A 13221-nucleotide genomic window follows, 5' to 3' on the forward strand; every position below is an offset into this window, starting at 1 on the left:
CAACGGTTTGCAACGGTCTCTAACGCCTTAGACGGCATCTAGCAACGGTGAATGATTCTATCTATTTATATCAAACACCCGTTTGCCTGGAATTGTGACGCGAAAGACGACACGACGGCAGTTCGTGCAGCTCTCTGGCGATGCAGCGCTTTTCGGTTTTGCGGGCACTGCGAGTGCGAATCACACGACGAGCGACCCAGTTTCTGGCGCACCGGTACCTGACGACCCCGGTCAGTTCACCTACGCGACGATGGGCGAGGGTAACAACCCGACCGCGACGCTGTATGGGAACTTCAAGTGCCCGTACATCCGCGAGTTCGTCCTCGGGAACATGGAGGACGTCATTCAGGAGTTCGTCAAGCCCGGCCGCCTCGACCTGCGCTACCGGGCACTGGCGTACGACCCCCCCGGGGGAGTCCTCACACGGGTCGTCGTACTATTACATCTTGGACAGTGACCCACGCATCTCAGAGTGTGCGATGGGCGCGTGGGACGCCGAACCGGGCGAATACTGGGCGTTCTTCCGCGACATGTTCGAAGACCAGGTTTCGGGTACCGTGACCTACGACGACATGCGCGCCCGGATGCGCCAGTCCGACCTCGAAGAGCGGGGCACGACCATCTCGCGGGCGAAAGACGGACGCTACGAAGACCCGGTTTTTCAGACCCGATACGCGGCCGGGGACGACGACGTCCCGTTCACGCCGACGCTCGAACTGAACGGGGACACGACGGCACCGCACCACGACACCCAGGAGGTGCTGAACTGGATAGAAAGCCACCTCCCCGAGAACAGCACCAGCAGCGTCGTCGGTGAATCCTGGTCGGCGTCCGTCCAGCAGAGCGACCCAGAAAACTGGTTCGGCGTCGGACTGGCGGAATCTTACGACACACCGGTCGTCATCGCCAAATCGCTGACCTACAACGGGAACCACCCGACTCACGTCCGACTGCAGAACGTGGGCGGTGGTCGCTTCGAGTTCAAACTCGAAGAGTGGGATTACAAGGATGGCTGGCACGCCAAAGAGCGGTTGGGTTACACGGTTCTCGAATCGGGGACGCACTCGCTCGACGGCGCGAAAGCCGAGGCGGGTCGCGTGACGACGGACGAAACCTTCCAGTCGCTTCGGTTCGAACAGGACTTCTCCTCAACGCCGGTCGTCTTCAGCCAGGCCCAGACGTACCACGGCCCTCACGCGGTGGTGACGCGTAACCGAGACGTGACGTCGAACGGGATGAGCGTCCGGCTACAAGAACAGGACAGCTACGGGTGGCACACGAACGAATCGGTCGGCTACCTCGCAGTCGAAGAAGGGCACGGAACGCTCGGTGGGTCGGCGTTCGAGGCGGGCCGGACGTCCGATTCGGTCACCGAAGACTGGCCCCGGCTTTTGTTCGACCGCTCGTACGACAGTCCGCAGTTCGTAGCGGACATCCAGACGTACCACGGCTGGGATTCGTCCGAGATCCGGTACCGCAACCTCTCGTCGTCCGGCGTCGAAGTGCGTATCGAAGAAGAGCGAAGCGACGACAGCGAACGCGACCACACTACCGAGTCGGTCGGATACCTCGTCTTCGACGGGGTCTGACCGTCGAGTACGGTTTTCCACGTCCTCAAACGAACATTAGACACCTCTTAATCGCACCCCGAACGGACGAGTCGGGGTCGGCGTTCTATCGAAGGTCCGTCGTGAGAAACGGACTGGAACGACCCACTTATGCCTCCGTGCTACTCGTTAACTGGTCAATAGTAAGGGTACCCGGAACCGAAGGCAGAGACGAGATGCCTGACCAGCAGACTGCCACTCGGGTCGTTGGCTACTACCGCCGCGGACGGTACGAACTCCGAGCAGAAGATTCCATCAACGCGTGGATTAGCGCGGAGAATCCGATAGACGTTCTTCAATAAGCGTCGTCGGTATCCGCCGACGGAACAGTCGATACCAGTCGAACTTTTACTACGGAGAGAGTCCCCGCTAGCATGGGACGCGAGTACGCCAAGCTGCACGACCCCAACGCAGAGTACACGATGCGTGACCTCTCGGCCGAGACGATGGGCGTCACGGGCGAGCGGAGCGGTGTACGCGACATCGAGATAACGGACGTACAGACGACGATGGTGGACGGGAACTTCCCGTGGACGCTCGTTCGCATCTACACCGACGCCGGAATCGTCGGAACGGGCGAGGCCTATTGGGGCGCGGGCGTCCCCGAACTCATAGAGCGGATGAAACCGTTCCTCGTCGGCGAGAATCCGCTGGACATCGACCGTCTGTTCGAACACCTCGTCCAGAAGATGTCGGGCGAAGGTTCCATCGAGGGCGTCACCGTGACGGCCATCTCCGGTATCGACGTCGCACTCCACGACGTGGCGGGGAAGGTGCTCGAGGTGCCCGCCTACCAACTGCTCGGCGGCAAGTACCGCGACGAGGTTCGGGTGTACTGTGATTGTCACGCCGGCGAGGAGGCAGACCCCGAGTCGAACGCCGACGAAGCGGAGCGCGTGGTCGAGGAACTGGGCTACGACGCTCTGAAGTTCGACCTCGACGTTCCCTCGGGACACGAGAAAGACCGGGGGAACCGCCACCTTCGGAATCCGGAGATAGAGCACAAAGTCGACATCGTGGAGGCGGTTACCGAGCGCGTCGGCGACCGCGCCGACGTGGCGTTCGACTGCCACTGGACGTTCTCCGCCGGGAGCGCGAAGCGACTGGCCCACCAACTCGAAGAGTACGACGTGTGGTGGCTCGAAGACCCCGTTCCGCCGGAGAACCACGACGTTCAACGCGAGGTGACCGGGAACACGACGACGCCCATCGCGGCGGGCGAGAACGTCTACCGCAAGCACGGCCACCGCCGACTCCTCGAAAAGCAGGCCGTGGACATCATCGCGCCCGACATGCCAAAGGTCGGCGGCATGCGTGAGACGCGGAAGATAGCCGACCTCGCGGACACCTACTACATCCCGGTCGCCATGCACAACGTCGCCTCCCCCATCGCCACGATGGGGAGCGCCCACGTCGGCACCGCCATCCCGAACGCGCTGGCGGTCGAGTACCACTCCTACCAACTCGGCTGGTGGGAAGACCTCGTCGAAGAGGACGTCATCGAAGAGGGCTACATCGAGATTCCGGAAAAGCCGGGACTCGGCGTGACCCTCGACATGGACGTCGTGGCGGAACACATGGTCGCCGGTGAGGAGTTGTTCGACGAGGAATAGCCTCGTCAATCTAGGAAATTTCGAATCTTCTAATTAGAGAGGGTGATACGACGATTCAAACGGTTTCTTCGAATCGCGCATTCCACACGACAAACAGAAAATATCCACCGTCTACTCTCGCCTCTTACCCCATCGATAGAGGAATTACGCATCCGTACTAAATACCCCCGACACATTACGGGATCATCAACTACCGAAACTATTTTTTATAATGTTCCGACACAAAGCTTATTCGACGATAATAACTCTAAATTGGACATGGCGAGAACACATCGGCGGGAGTTTCTCAAAGCGGTCGGTATCCTCGGTGCGTCAGCCACGGTCGGAACCGAGTTCGCACACACCGCGATGGGTACCGGCGAATCCACCGGGCCGTGGACGACGTACCGCGGAAACGCCGGACGGACAGGGGCGACCACCGATAGCGGACCCGGTTCGAACGTGACCACCGACTGGTCGTTCGATATGGGTGGTGAAATGTACGGCGTCGAACCGGTCGTCGGGGACGGCACGCTGTATCTGGCCGTGACCACGGCCAACTCCCCTTCGGTCAGTGAGGGGTACGTCGCCGCCTACGACCCGGCGACGGGCGACGAACGCTGGAAACGGGACGACATCTCTGCCCCGGCGACACCGACTGTCGGTAATGGCACCGTCTATTTCGACACGAGGGGCTCCGAAGACGCCGATTCGACCGGATTCTTCGCGGTCGATAGCGAGACCGGTGAAACGAAGTGGCACAAAGTGCCCTCGTCCGGTGTGGGCGACCCGTTGGTCGCAAGCGGCCGATTGTACAGCAAGATGGGGGGGAACGCCTGCGAACTCGACCCCGAAACGGGGGAGGACGTCTGGAAGACCGACGATATCGGCGGCAGTGCGTGCTACGCCGACGGAACGCTCTTCTACGGCGGGGGTGTCGCCCTGAGCGCCGACGACGGTTCTGTTCTCTGGGACGTGTCTGGGGACGACGACGAACTGCAGACGGTCGCCGACGGGCTGGTGTTCGGCGTCGTAAACGAGAGCGGCGGCGACGCAGTCGTCAAGGCGCGGTCGACTGCCGACGGAGCGGTTCAGTGGTCGTACTCCCTCGGAAACGAGCGCTACTGGTGGGCAGACCGACTGACGGTCGCTGGAGGGCGTGTCTTCTTCCGAATCAACAGCACTATACGGGCACTCGACGCGACGACGGGGGAGGAAGCGTGGACGTACGAGGCGGACGCAGAACTCACGGGTGCCCTGACGGTGGCCGACGGCACCCTCCTCACCGGTGGCCGGACGAACCCCGAGTCCGATTCGGGAGACGCCACCGTCGTCGCCATCGATGCGGCGTCGGGCGAGCACAGGTGGGACTACACCTTCGGAAGCTGGGAGTTCGAAGATTACGGTCCCGCAGCCAACACGCCCGTCGTCGCCGACGGAAGAGTGTTCACCGCCACGTTCCCGAAGGGGTCGACCACCGACTGGGTTTACACCGAGTACGGCGACTTCCACGTTCTCTTCGCCGACGAAACGACGGAGACGACCACGGAAACGACGGAAACGACTACGGCAGAAACGACGGAAACCACTACGGCAGAAACGACCACGACCGGCGAAGAGACGACAGAGACGACCACGACGACTGCGGAAACGACCACGACCGGCGAAGAGACGACCACGAAGACGACTACAGAAACGACAGCCACCACCGAGACGACGGAATCGGCCACCGAGACGACGACGGCGACTACGAAACGCTCCGAGAGAACGACAACGACGACGACTTGGACGGAAGCGCCGGGGACGAATACGACGGAGACGACGGGGTCGGCAGGCGGCGGGATGGGGACCACCACGACTGCGACTGACGGCCAACCGGGATTCGGTATCCTCACTACGGTCGGTGGACTCGCGGGCGTAGGTGCGTACCTCCGAACCCGTCTCGAAGACGAGTAATCTCCGCTCTCGGGGGTTCTTGGTTCCTTGCAACACGCAAGCCGAATTCGACGCGTGGTTCGGCGGTTTCAGGCTCGCAACTGCTCGCCGACCGATTTTCTGAAGACGGCAACGACCGCACAGACGGCGAACAGCCACACCGCCACGATTTCGAGAGAGGTCGCCCGACCGGCGGTCAACCCGGTTCCGAGGAGGAGATGACCCCCGAGCGAGAGCAAGAAGGCGAGAAAGCCGAAGTGCCAGACGCCATCGACGTACAACGCCGGGTTGTACGAGAGAAGCGCGTACGCGACGATGGCTGGGAGTCCGACGTAACCGACGAACCAGATCGGATTCGGCACGTCGAGGGCGTCGGCCAGCGGGCCGATGAGCGTCACGAGCGCCAACTGTAGCGCCACCGTGACGCTCACGACTCTGAAGACACTGACCATGGCATCGATTCCTGGTCGCGGACGATAACTATTCCTAAAAGAATTTCTAAATCTATATGTTGAAGGGCGAACAAATGAACGACGATCCCCACTACCGCGAAGTACAGCGGTTCCGACAGGGCTGGCTATGGGCGTTCTTGCTCGTCACGAACGTTCCGGTTGGACTACTGGTCGCCGTCATAATCGTCGACGAATCCGGCGGATTCACCCGAGAAGCGGTCACGACCATCGTGTTGGTGGTGTTCGCGCTCGTGCTTCCACTGGTGGCTATCCACAGAGCTGCACTCGTGACCGAGGTGCGAGACGACGGCTTGTACTGCAAGTTCTTCCCGTTTCATCTTCGATACCGGCACGTTCGGTTCGACGCGATGACGCACGTCGAATCGACCAGTTACAGTCCGATACGCGACTACGGCGGATGGGGGGTCAGATTGGGCGTTTCGCTCTCTCGGCGGGGACTCACGTGGGATGAGAAGGGAATGGCGTACGTCGTCAGTGGTGCGAGGGGTGTCCGTATCGAGCGAACAGACGCGCGGCCACTGCTCGTCGGTTCACAGCGAGCAGACGAACTGCGCCGAGCCATCGACGCTCGCCGATAGCACCCAAAAATCTGTACGTGACAGAGCGACGGCGAAGGTCGGCCTACGCCTTCTCGTCGAGTATCGCGTTCGCCTCTTCGATGCTGCTCGCAACTTCTGTGGTGTACTGGACGTCGCCTGCCCTGTCCATCTGCATGTTTGCGATTGGCGAGTCCGGTGCGACGCGCACGACCGTTCCGACGTCGCTCGCGTCTATCGTCTCTTTTACCTTCACGAGTTACACTGTCATCTCACAGTTTGTTTAACAGTGATAGACCGGGACCGGGAAACGGGTTCTCTCACACTGCAGCAGGTTTGACCTTCCGTCCGACCCACAACAAACTCCCGACGAGCAAGACCAGAGCGAGGGGGACGAGCGCCGAGAACGCGGTCAGGATGATTCCCGACGCCTGAACGCCGAGGACGATGAGCACGACCGGGCCACAACAGGCCGCACCCGAGAGGAGTGCCGGTATCCCGGCGAGGATGCCCGACGACCCCGAGATCCCGCACGCTTTCGGCTGTCGCCACGCGAGATAGGTCACCGCGAGGTTCACCCCGACCAGGGTCGCGAGTATCCATCCTAACAGGAGGTTCAGCGGCGAGACGAGCAGGGTTGCGACGCCGGCGTCGAGGCGAGCGACCGGTTCCCACGAGAGCGACCCGACGGGTTCGAACGCCCGCGAGAGCGGGTCGCTCACGACGAGCAGTCCGAACTCGCCGCTCCCGGCCGTGAGGTGACCGATGGCGAAGAGGTAGGCGGCCAGATAGCCGACAGTCACTCCCACGAACACGAACAGTGCGTCGGTTCGATGGAGCGTCGCCCTGACCGCGAATCCGGTTCGAGCGAGCGTCTCACCTACCCGTCCGCGGTGAATCGCCTCAGTCATGAACACTCGTCTCCGGGTAGAATCCCGCCCACGCGAACCACATCGCATCAAAGGCGTACTGGCGGTCGAGCGGGAGTTTTTCGGGTGCGTGAGCCGTTCCGTCCGGACCGACTGCCCGCCCGTCACGCGACTCGAAGGTCTTCTTCTCCGGGTTGCGGTAGACGTACGCCGTGTCGAGCGGTGGGTCGTAGACGGCGAGCAGTGGCGTTCCCGCGAGTTTTCCGGTTACGATGCCCTCCTTCCGGAGTACGTCTTTCGGGAACGCGGCGGCCCCGTCGGGCGTGCGAACCCCGACGACGACGCTCTTCGTTGGGAGAAGATCGTCGGATTCGAGCGGGGGAAACAGGGGCGCACCGCCGGCGTAGTAGCCGCCCCGGGGGGTGTACGACCCGTAGGGGTCGCGGTCGTAATCGCGGACGTAGCCGGTGTCCTCGGAGAGGACGCGGGTGTCGGGGTGTGCGTCCCGCCACCTGCCCCACGTCGTCCAGACGAGTCGGAACTCGCGGAGCGAGCGACCTTCGAAGGTCCCGGAGATGGCCGTCCCGAGCATCTGGGGCCACCTGCTGCCGGTCTTCCGGTCGTACATCACGAGGTTGTCGTTTAACAGTCGCCCCGAGACGCCGAAGGTCGTCTCTCCGCGTTCGAAGCCCATCGCGGTTCCCGTCAGGGGACAGTAGGAGACGGTGACCGGTTTCCCGTCGAGCGTATCGTTCGTAATCTCGTGCCAGACGAGGATTTCCTGCGGGTAGGCTTTCACATCCCCGTCGCGGGCGATGCCGAACACGACACTGTCTGCAGAGAGGCGGTCGTTCGCCTTCTTCGCGTTCGTGAACGACGGTTCGTCGATGGAGGGGATACCGTCCTTGGGCGGGCCGCCGGAGACGACCTCTTCTCGGAGCTTCTTCATCGAGTACTGGACGGTGAGCGGATTCGCCGCGAGCGGTAGACCCTTCATCGTCGGGCCGGTCGTGGACGGGGCCGTCGTTGTCTGTCGTTTATCCGCACTGCCTCGACCGAAGTCGGAGCCGAGACAACCCGTGAGCGCCGCTATCCCCCCTGCGGCGGTCGTCGCTATAAATCTGCGCCGAGCTTGCTGTGCCATGTTCTGTCATAGCACCAGATGGCGGTTAACAGTTATACGAGTGTGCAACCGGCCTGCACACCCCGTCAGGTCAGCAGATAGCGTCAGGTCAACAGATCGGCTTCGGGTCGAGTCCCATCCCGGTCAGCGTGTCGGCATAGTCGTCGTAGGCGACCTGGATGGTCTCCTCGGCCACGTCGTGCGCTCGCTCCCAGTCCGCCTCGCTCTCACACCACTCTGCGAGCAGCGACACACTGTCTGCGACGTTCTCGTTCGTGTCGGCGCGCAGGTCGCGGAACAGGTTCGCCAGTCGTTCGTCAGACTGGTTGACGAAGAAGTTCACGACCTGCAGGAGCGTCCGGTCGCCCACGAGCGACCGCCCGACGAGTCCACCCGCCCGCGAGACGTCGTCGTCGAGTTCGCGGAGGAACGCGTGCATCGGGTCGGGGTCGGCGGCTTCGAACTCGTCTAACTTTTCTCTCACCCGACGGAGGTGGTCTCGCTCCTGTTCGGCAAATCGCCCGAAGGCGTCGTTCGACGTGGCCCACGCGGAGAACGTCTCGGCAGCGGTGTGCTCACTTTTCGCCGCGGCCGTGAGCACCACCTCCGATTCGAGGTCCGCCCCGGTGAGCGCGACGAGCAGTTGTTGTGAGCCGAGACGGTCGAGTTCGGTCGCTCTCGCGTCCCGTACCGAGTCGGCGAAGTCGTCTGCGTCCATAGCAGCGAGACGACGACACGCGACAAAACGTTTGGGCGGACTGGCGACGGGGAGACGACAGGATTGGGCGACTGCTTTTGCCCTCGAATCTCGTAGTCGGTACATGGCCGACGCCCTCTCCGCCCGCGAACTGTACGACCGCCTCCAGCGCGGTGACCCGGTGACGGTGCTTGACGTTCGCAACCGCGACGAGTTCGAGACGTGGCACATCAACGCGCCGAAGACGGTACAGACGCCCTACGCCGAGTTCGTGAGCGCGAAGGTGCGCGACGAGGTTCCCGAACTCGCGGCGTCGCTCGACCTGGGTGACGGCGGCGAACCGGTCGTCGCGGTGTGTCCCCGAGGCGAAGCGAGCGAACAGGTCGCAGAACTGCTCCGTGATACCGGAATCGACGCGATGAATCTGGACGACGGGATGAACGGCTGGGCACGGGTGTACGTCGCCCGGGAAATCGATGGGGGTGAGAAAGGCGACGAAACCGTCGTCCAGTACGAACGCCCCTCCAGTGGATGTCTGTCGTATTTCGTTGTCTCTGGCGACGAGGCCGCCGTCGTCGACCCGCTCCGGGCGTTCGCCGACCGATACGTCGAGGACGCGAAAGAACGCGGTACCGCCCTCCGCTACGCCATCGACACGCACGTCCACGCCGACCACGTCAGCGGAATCCGCGAGGTCGCCGAGGCGTCCGGTGCGGAACCGGTTCTACCGCGGGGCGCGAGCGAACGCGGTCTCGCTTTCGACGCGACGCCCGTGGACGACGGCGACGAACTCTCGGTCGGAGAGGCCGCGCTGACCGCCATTCACGCGCCCGGCCACACCAGTGAGACGACGTTGTTCCGACTCGGAACCACGCTGTTCAGTGCTGACACGTTGTTTCTGGATGGAATCGGGCGGCCCGACCTCGAACACGAGGCGAGTCGCGTCTCGGAACGAGCGAGCGGGGAGGGTGAGACTCCTGCGGAGTCTCCGAGCGGTGAAACTCCGAGTAGCGACTCGCGAGCCGGGACAGACAGTGCAGCAGCACTGGCGGACGACCTCTACACGACGCTCCACGACCGCGTGCTCACGCTCCCCGACTCGACGCTCGTCGCGCCGGGGCACGTCCACGCCGAGACGCCACGGGCGGACGAGGGCACTTTCACTGCGCGATTGGCGACGGTGCGTGAGTCGGTCCCGCTGCTCGAACTCGACCGCGAGCGGTTCGTGGCGCGTGTCGCTGGCGAGTTACCGCCGCGACCCGCGAACTACGAGGAGATAGTGGCGGTGAACCTCGGCGAGAGCAGTGTCGAAGAAGAAACGGCGTTCGGACTGGAACTCGGGCCGAACAACTGTGCCGTTTAAGCGCGGTCGGTCTCCTCGTCGATGTCGACGTGTCGTCCGTCCGCCCGGTCGCCGTCGTCCACGTCTTCGTCTGGGATGCCTTCGGCGTCCGACTGTTCGAGTTCCGCCGAATCCATCTCTTCGTCCACTCGGTCGAGTTCGGCTTCGACCTCTCGTTCGCGCTCTTCTTTCATCTGTCGCTCGCGGTCACGGTTGTCTTCAGCCATCGTTGCAGTGGTGATAGCGTCCTCGCGTACTTTGGCGTAGTGGCTCACCGTCCGGCGAGGACGACGTTCAGTGTGGCTCCGACCAGCAGGAGGACGCCCGCGAAGTAGAGCCACGTGAGGAAGACGATGACCGTCCCGAGGATACCGGCGAAACCGTACTTGCTCGACCCGCTCATGAACATCTGGAAGCCGAACTGGAGGACCAGCCAGCCGACGGCAGCGAAGAGTGTCCCTGGTATCGCTTCTCGAATCGATACGTCAACAGGCGGGAGCACGTAGTACAGCGGGAGGAAGACGAGCACGAGTCCAACCAGAAGGAGGGAACTGAAGGCGACGTTGAGGAAGGGAATCCACGCCAGAATCGGCGTCCCGAGCACGGCACCGACGGCAATCATCAGTGCGACGCCGAGAACTACCGCGATGAGGGTCACGATACCCTTCTTCAGCTGCTCGACGATTCCGACGTCGGGAAACGTCTCGTACACCTCCTCGAAGGCGACGACGAGCCCGCGGAACAGTTTCAGACTGCTCCAGAGGAGGACGACGAGGCTCGCCACGGATGCTCCGGCACTGCCCGAGGTGTTCTGTAACGTTCGGTTCAACAGTGCCTTGCCTTCTTCGGAGAGGAACTGTCCTGCTCGGGTGACGAGCTGGTTGGCGAACGCCTCGCCGCCGACGAGCGTCCCGACCGCCAGCGCGAGGAGGACCAGCGGAAACAGTGAGACGAAGGCGTAGTACGCGAAACTCGCCGCGAGAAATGTCACGTTTCGCTCCTGCACGACGTCGACCACCGACCGTGCCGTCGAGACAACGCTCATAGGGCAACCACACGCTCCGTCGTAAAGTTTCGTTCGGCCATGCGAACGATGATGTGTCGTGAGGGGTTCGCGAAGAGAAGGTGTCACCGTCGTTCGCACGACTCGAACCCGGCAGAACCGACCGTACCCGGAACTGGTTTGTCGTCTCGTTTCCACGACACGATATGGAACTCGACCCGACCGAGGTGCGGTCGCTCTACCGGACGCTTGCGGGTGCCGTCGTCCCGCGACCCATCGCGTGGGTGAGCACCCGGCGTCCGGATGGCGTGGACAATCTCGCACCGTACAGTTTCTTCAACGTGGTGAGCGTCGCACCTCCGGTCGTGATGTTCGCGCCGGTGGACGGTGAGGACGGACTGAAAGACACGCCCGCAAACGTTCGGGAGACCGAGGAGTTCGTCGTCAACATCGTGACCGAACCGCTCGCGGAGGCGATGAACGCGACGAGTGCGACGCTTCCGCACGGCGAGAGCGAGTTCGACCACGCCGGCCTCGACCGTGCCGAGTCGACCACGGTGGACGCCCCGCGCGTGGCCGACTCGCCGGTCGCGTTCGAGTGTTCGCTATACGAGATGGTCTCCATCGGCGCGTCCACGATGGTGCTCGGCGAGGTCGAGTGGGTTCACGTCGCGGACGAGGTGACGACCGACGGCAGGGTCGACGTGACGAAAATCGATTCTATCGGCCGTCTCTCAGGAAGCCTGTACACCCGGACGGGCGACCGGTTCTCGATGGAGCGACCACCATGACCGAAGGCGACGTCATCGACGAATCCGACGCGCCGGTCACCGTAACCCGCCTCGAAGCCGACCTCCGTGACCTCGGTCTCTCGGCGGGCGACACTGTGCTGGCCCACTCGTCGCTCTCGTCGCTCGGCTGGGTCTGTGGCGGTGCGCCGGCGGTCGTGGACGCACTGCGCTCGGTCGTCACCAAAGACGGAACGGTGGTGATGCCGACCCACACTGGCCTGTCGGACCCGGCAGACTGGGAGAACCCACCGGTCCCGGACGACTGGGTGCCCGAGATACGGGCGACGATGCCCCCGTATCGCCCCGACGTGACCCCGACGCGCGGGATGGGTGCGATTCCGGAGTGTTTCCGGAACTATCCCGGCGTCGTCCGGAGTCGGCACCCACACTACTCCTTCGCGGCGTGGGGTGGGGACGCGGAATCGGTCGTCGCCGACCACGAGTACGATTTCGGACTCGGCGAGGCGTCGCCGCTCGCACGACTGCACGAGTTGGACGGGACGGTTCTACAGTTGGGGACGAGTTACGAGACCAACACGTCGCTCCATCTCGCCGAATATCGCGGGGAGTTCGAGAAGGAAACCGTCACGGACGGCGCACCCGTGCTGGAAGACGGCGAGCGCGAGTGGGTCACGCTCGAAGCACCGGCTATCGACGACGGCGATTTCGAGGCGGTCGGCGAGGCGTTCGAACGCGAGTGTCCGGACGCGGTCGCTCATGGACAGGTCGGTGGTGCCGAAACGACGATTATGGGTCAGAGAGAACTGGTGGACTTCGCAAGCGAGTGGTTCGGTCGAAACCGCTAGTCGTCTGCCGCCGCGGTGTCGGCGTCCATCGCTTCCACGTCCGACTCGATGCTCGGCGGATATTTCCCTCGGTCGAGTATCAGGTCGCTTTGCGGGCGGGCCATGCAGGTGAGCGCGTACTTCTCTGCCTCTTCGTCGGTCAGTCCACGGGCGGCCGGTTGGGTGACCTCGCCCTCCACTATCTCCGCAGAACAGGCGAGACACATCCCGACGCGGCAGGAGTACTCCTGTGCGATTCCCTCCTCGATGCATCGGCTGAGAATCGTCTGTTTGTCCGAGACGGTGATGGTCTCGCCCGTCCCGACGAACTCGACGGTATACTCGTTCATACCCCGGCGTACGAACGACCTCGGCAAAACTCTTTATCCCCTATTGTGTCCCCTCGAAAACGACGCAGAACGCCCGACACCGTCCATAAAGAGTTTTCTCGGTTCCCTCTCGTAGCGA

At 63.0% G+C, this 13221-nt stretch carries 17 protein-coding genes; 9 read left to right on the forward strand and 8 right to left on the reverse strand.

Translation table 11 applies throughout. From position 1 onward, the window contains the following. Window positions 1-94 precede the first annotated feature (94 nt). The 5 genes from ACR3FF_RS03315 (at window position 95) to ACR3FF_RS03335 (ending at window position 5155) form a co-directional block, all read left to right on the forward strand. A complete protein-coding gene (locus ACR3FF_RS03315; protein ID WP_458186029.1) occupies window positions 95-457 on the forward strand; it encodes a thioredoxin domain-containing protein in 363 nt (120 codons plus the stop codon). Next, window positions 447-1589, forward strand: coding sequence for a DsbA family protein (locus ACR3FF_RS03320; protein ID WP_458186030.1), 1143 nt, complete (start codon window positions 447-449; stop codon window positions 1587-1589). The genes ACR3FF_RS03315 and ACR3FF_RS03320 overlap by 11 nt, the downstream gene beginning before the upstream one ends. 194 nt (window positions 1590-1783) lie before the next feature. Further along, window positions 1784-1909, forward strand: coding sequence for a hypothetical protein (locus ACR3FF_RS03325; RefSeq protein ID WP_458186032.1), 126 nt, complete (start codon window positions 1784-1786; stop codon window positions 1907-1909). 72 nt (window positions 1910-1981) lie between these two features. Then, window positions 1982-3220, forward strand: coding sequence for a mandelate racemase/muconate lactonizing enzyme family protein (locus ACR3FF_RS03330; protein ID WP_458186033.1), 1239 nt, complete (start codon window positions 1982-1984; stop codon window positions 3218-3220). 258 nt (window positions 3221-3478) lie between these two features. Further along, complete coding sequence (locus ACR3FF_RS03335) at window positions 3479-5155, forward strand: outer membrane protein assembly factor BamB family protein (RefSeq protein ID WP_458186035.1); 1677 nt, start codon at window positions 3479-3481, stop codon at window positions 5153-5155. 68 nt (window positions 5156-5223) lie between these two features. On the opposite strand, the gene ACR3FF_RS03340 is transcribed toward ACR3FF_RS03335, so the two are convergent. After that, window positions 5224-5586, reverse strand: coding sequence for a hypothetical protein (locus tag ACR3FF_RS03340; protein WP_458186037.1), 363 nt, complete (start codon window positions 5584-5586; stop codon window positions 5224-5226). 74 nt (window positions 5587-5660) lie between these two features. Between ACR3FF_RS03340 and ACR3FF_RS03345 the strand changes: the two genes are divergently transcribed. Further along, a complete protein-coding gene (locus ACR3FF_RS03345) occupies window positions 5661-6185 on the forward strand; it encodes a hypothetical protein (protein WP_458186039.1) in 525 nt (174 codons plus the stop codon). A gap of 43 nt (window positions 6186-6228) precedes the next feature. On the opposite strand, the gene ACR3FF_RS03350 is transcribed toward ACR3FF_RS03345, so the two are convergent. The 4 genes from ACR3FF_RS03350 to ACR3FF_RS03365 form a co-directional block, all read right to left on the reverse strand. Then, window positions 6229-6399: a hypothetical protein gene (locus ACR3FF_RS03350; protein WP_458186041.1), complete on the reverse strand. Its 171-nt coding sequence runs from the start codon at window positions 6397-6399 to the stop codon at window positions 6229-6231. A 64-nt stretch (window positions 6400-6463) separates the two neighbouring features. Then, window positions 6464-7054, reverse strand: a complete 591-nt coding sequence (locus ACR3FF_RS03355; RefSeq protein ID WP_458186042.1) for a hypothetical protein — start codon at window positions 7052-7054, stop codon at window positions 6464-6466. Continuing rightward, window positions 7047-8156, reverse strand: a complete 1110-nt coding sequence (locus tag ACR3FF_RS03360; RefSeq protein WP_458186045.1) for a DUF3179 domain-containing protein — start codon at window positions 8154-8156, stop codon at window positions 7047-7049. The genes ACR3FF_RS03355 and ACR3FF_RS03360 overlap by 8 nt, the downstream gene beginning before the upstream one ends. Window positions 8157-8244: 88 nt before the next feature. After that, complete coding sequence (locus ACR3FF_RS03365; RefSeq protein ID WP_458186046.1) at window positions 8245-8853, reverse strand: rubrerythrin family protein; 609 nt, start codon at window positions 8851-8853, stop codon at window positions 8245-8247. Between the two features lie 103 nt (window positions 8854-8956). Between ACR3FF_RS03365 and ACR3FF_RS03370 the strand changes: the two genes are divergently transcribed. Next, on the forward strand, window positions 8957-10195 hold the full coding sequence (locus ACR3FF_RS03370) for an MBL fold metallo-hydrolase (protein WP_458186047.1): 1239 nt from the start codon (window positions 8957-8959) through the stop codon (window positions 10193-10195). Here ACR3FF_RS03370 and ACR3FF_RS03375 read toward each other — a convergent pair. Further along, window positions 10192-10449, reverse strand: a complete 258-nt coding sequence (locus tag ACR3FF_RS03375; RefSeq protein WP_458186049.1) for a hypothetical protein — start codon at window positions 10447-10449, stop codon at window positions 10192-10194. The genes ACR3FF_RS03370 and ACR3FF_RS03375 overlap by 4 nt on opposite strands. Further along, window positions 10446-11219 (reverse strand): YihY/virulence factor BrkB family protein, encoded by a 774-nt coding sequence (locus tag ACR3FF_RS03380; RefSeq protein ID WP_458186051.1) that lies wholly within the window; start codon window positions 11217-11219, stop codon window positions 10446-10448. Before ACR3FF_RS03380 ends, ACR3FF_RS03375 begins: the two co-directional genes overlap by 4 nt. 164 nt (window positions 11220-11383) lie before the next feature. Here ACR3FF_RS03380 and ACR3FF_RS03385 point away from each other — a divergent pair, with 164 nt between their 5' ends. Beyond that, on the forward strand, window positions 11384-11968 hold the full coding sequence (locus ACR3FF_RS03385) for a flavin reductase family protein (RefSeq protein WP_458186054.1): 585 nt from the start codon (window positions 11384-11386) through the stop codon (window positions 11966-11968). Further along, window positions 11965-12774, forward strand: a complete 810-nt coding sequence (locus ACR3FF_RS03390; protein ID WP_458186055.1) for an AAC(3) family N-acetyltransferase — start codon at window positions 11965-11967, stop codon at window positions 12772-12774. The genes ACR3FF_RS03385 and ACR3FF_RS03390 overlap by 4 nt, the downstream gene beginning before the upstream one ends. On the opposite strand, the gene ACR3FF_RS03395 is transcribed toward ACR3FF_RS03390, so the two are convergent. Beyond that, window positions 12771-13103, reverse strand: a complete 333-nt coding sequence (locus ACR3FF_RS03395; protein WP_458186056.1) for a 2Fe-2S iron-sulfur cluster-binding protein — start codon at window positions 13101-13103, stop codon at window positions 12771-12773. The two genes, ACR3FF_RS03390 and ACR3FF_RS03395, sit on opposite strands and share 4 nt — an antisense overlap. Window positions 13104-13221: the final 118 nt, after the last annotated feature.

The organism is Haladaptatus ordinarius, from assembly GCF_054177595.1.

What these genes read in the sequence shown, in the direction of transcription:
- ACR3FF_RS03395 (WP_458186056.1), bottom strand. Translation starts at nt 13,103, where the DNA reads ATGAACGAGTATACCGTCGAGTTCGTCGGGACGGGCGAGACCATCACC.
- ACR3FF_RS03325 (WP_458186032.1), top strand. Translation starts at nt 1,784, where the DNA reads ATGCCTGACCAGCAGACTGCCACTCGGGTCGTTGGCTACTACCGCCGC.
- ACR3FF_RS03380 (WP_458186051.1), bottom strand. Translation starts at nt 11,219, where the DNA reads ATGAGCGTTGTCTCGACGGCACGGTCGGTGGTCGACGTCGTGCAGGAG.
- ACR3FF_RS03330 (WP_458186033.1), top strand. Translation starts at nt 1,982, where the DNA reads ATGGGACGCGAGTACGCCAAGCTGCACGACCCCAACGCAGAGTACACG.
- ACR3FF_RS03390 (WP_458186055.1), top strand. Translation starts at nt 11,965, where the DNA reads ATGACCGAAGGCGACGTCATCGACGAATCCGACGCGCCGGTCACCGTA.
- ACR3FF_RS03365 (WP_458186046.1), bottom strand. Translation starts at nt 8,853, where the DNA reads ATGGACGCAGACGACTTCGCCGACTCGGTACGGGACGCGAGAGCGACC.
- ACR3FF_RS03335 (WP_458186035.1), top strand. Translation starts at nt 3,479, where the DNA reads ATGGCGAGAACACATCGGCGGGAGTTTCTCAAAGCGGTCGGTATCCTC.
- ACR3FF_RS03385 (WP_458186054.1), top strand. Translation starts at nt 11,384, where the DNA reads ATGGAACTCGACCCGACCGAGGTGCGGTCGCTCTACCGGACGCTTGCG.
- ACR3FF_RS03340 (WP_458186037.1), bottom strand. Translation starts at nt 5,586, where the DNA reads ATGGTCAGTGTCTTCAGAGTCGTGAGCGTCACGGTGGCGCTACAGTTG.
- ACR3FF_RS03360 (WP_458186045.1), bottom strand. Translation starts at nt 8,156, where the DNA reads ATGGCACAGCAAGCTCGGCGCAGATTTATAGCGACGACCGCCGCAGGG.
- ACR3FF_RS03355 (WP_458186042.1), bottom strand. Translation starts at nt 7,054, where the DNA reads ATGACTGAGGCGATTCACCGCGGACGGGTAGGTGAGACGCTCGCTCGA.
- ACR3FF_RS03370 (WP_458186047.1), top strand. Translation starts at nt 8,957, where the DNA reads ATGGCCGACGCCCTCTCCGCCCGCGAACTGTACGACCGCCTCCAGCGC.
- ACR3FF_RS03345 (WP_458186039.1), top strand. Translation starts at nt 5,661, where the DNA reads ATGAACGACGATCCCCACTACCGCGAAGTACAGCGGTTCCGACAGGGC.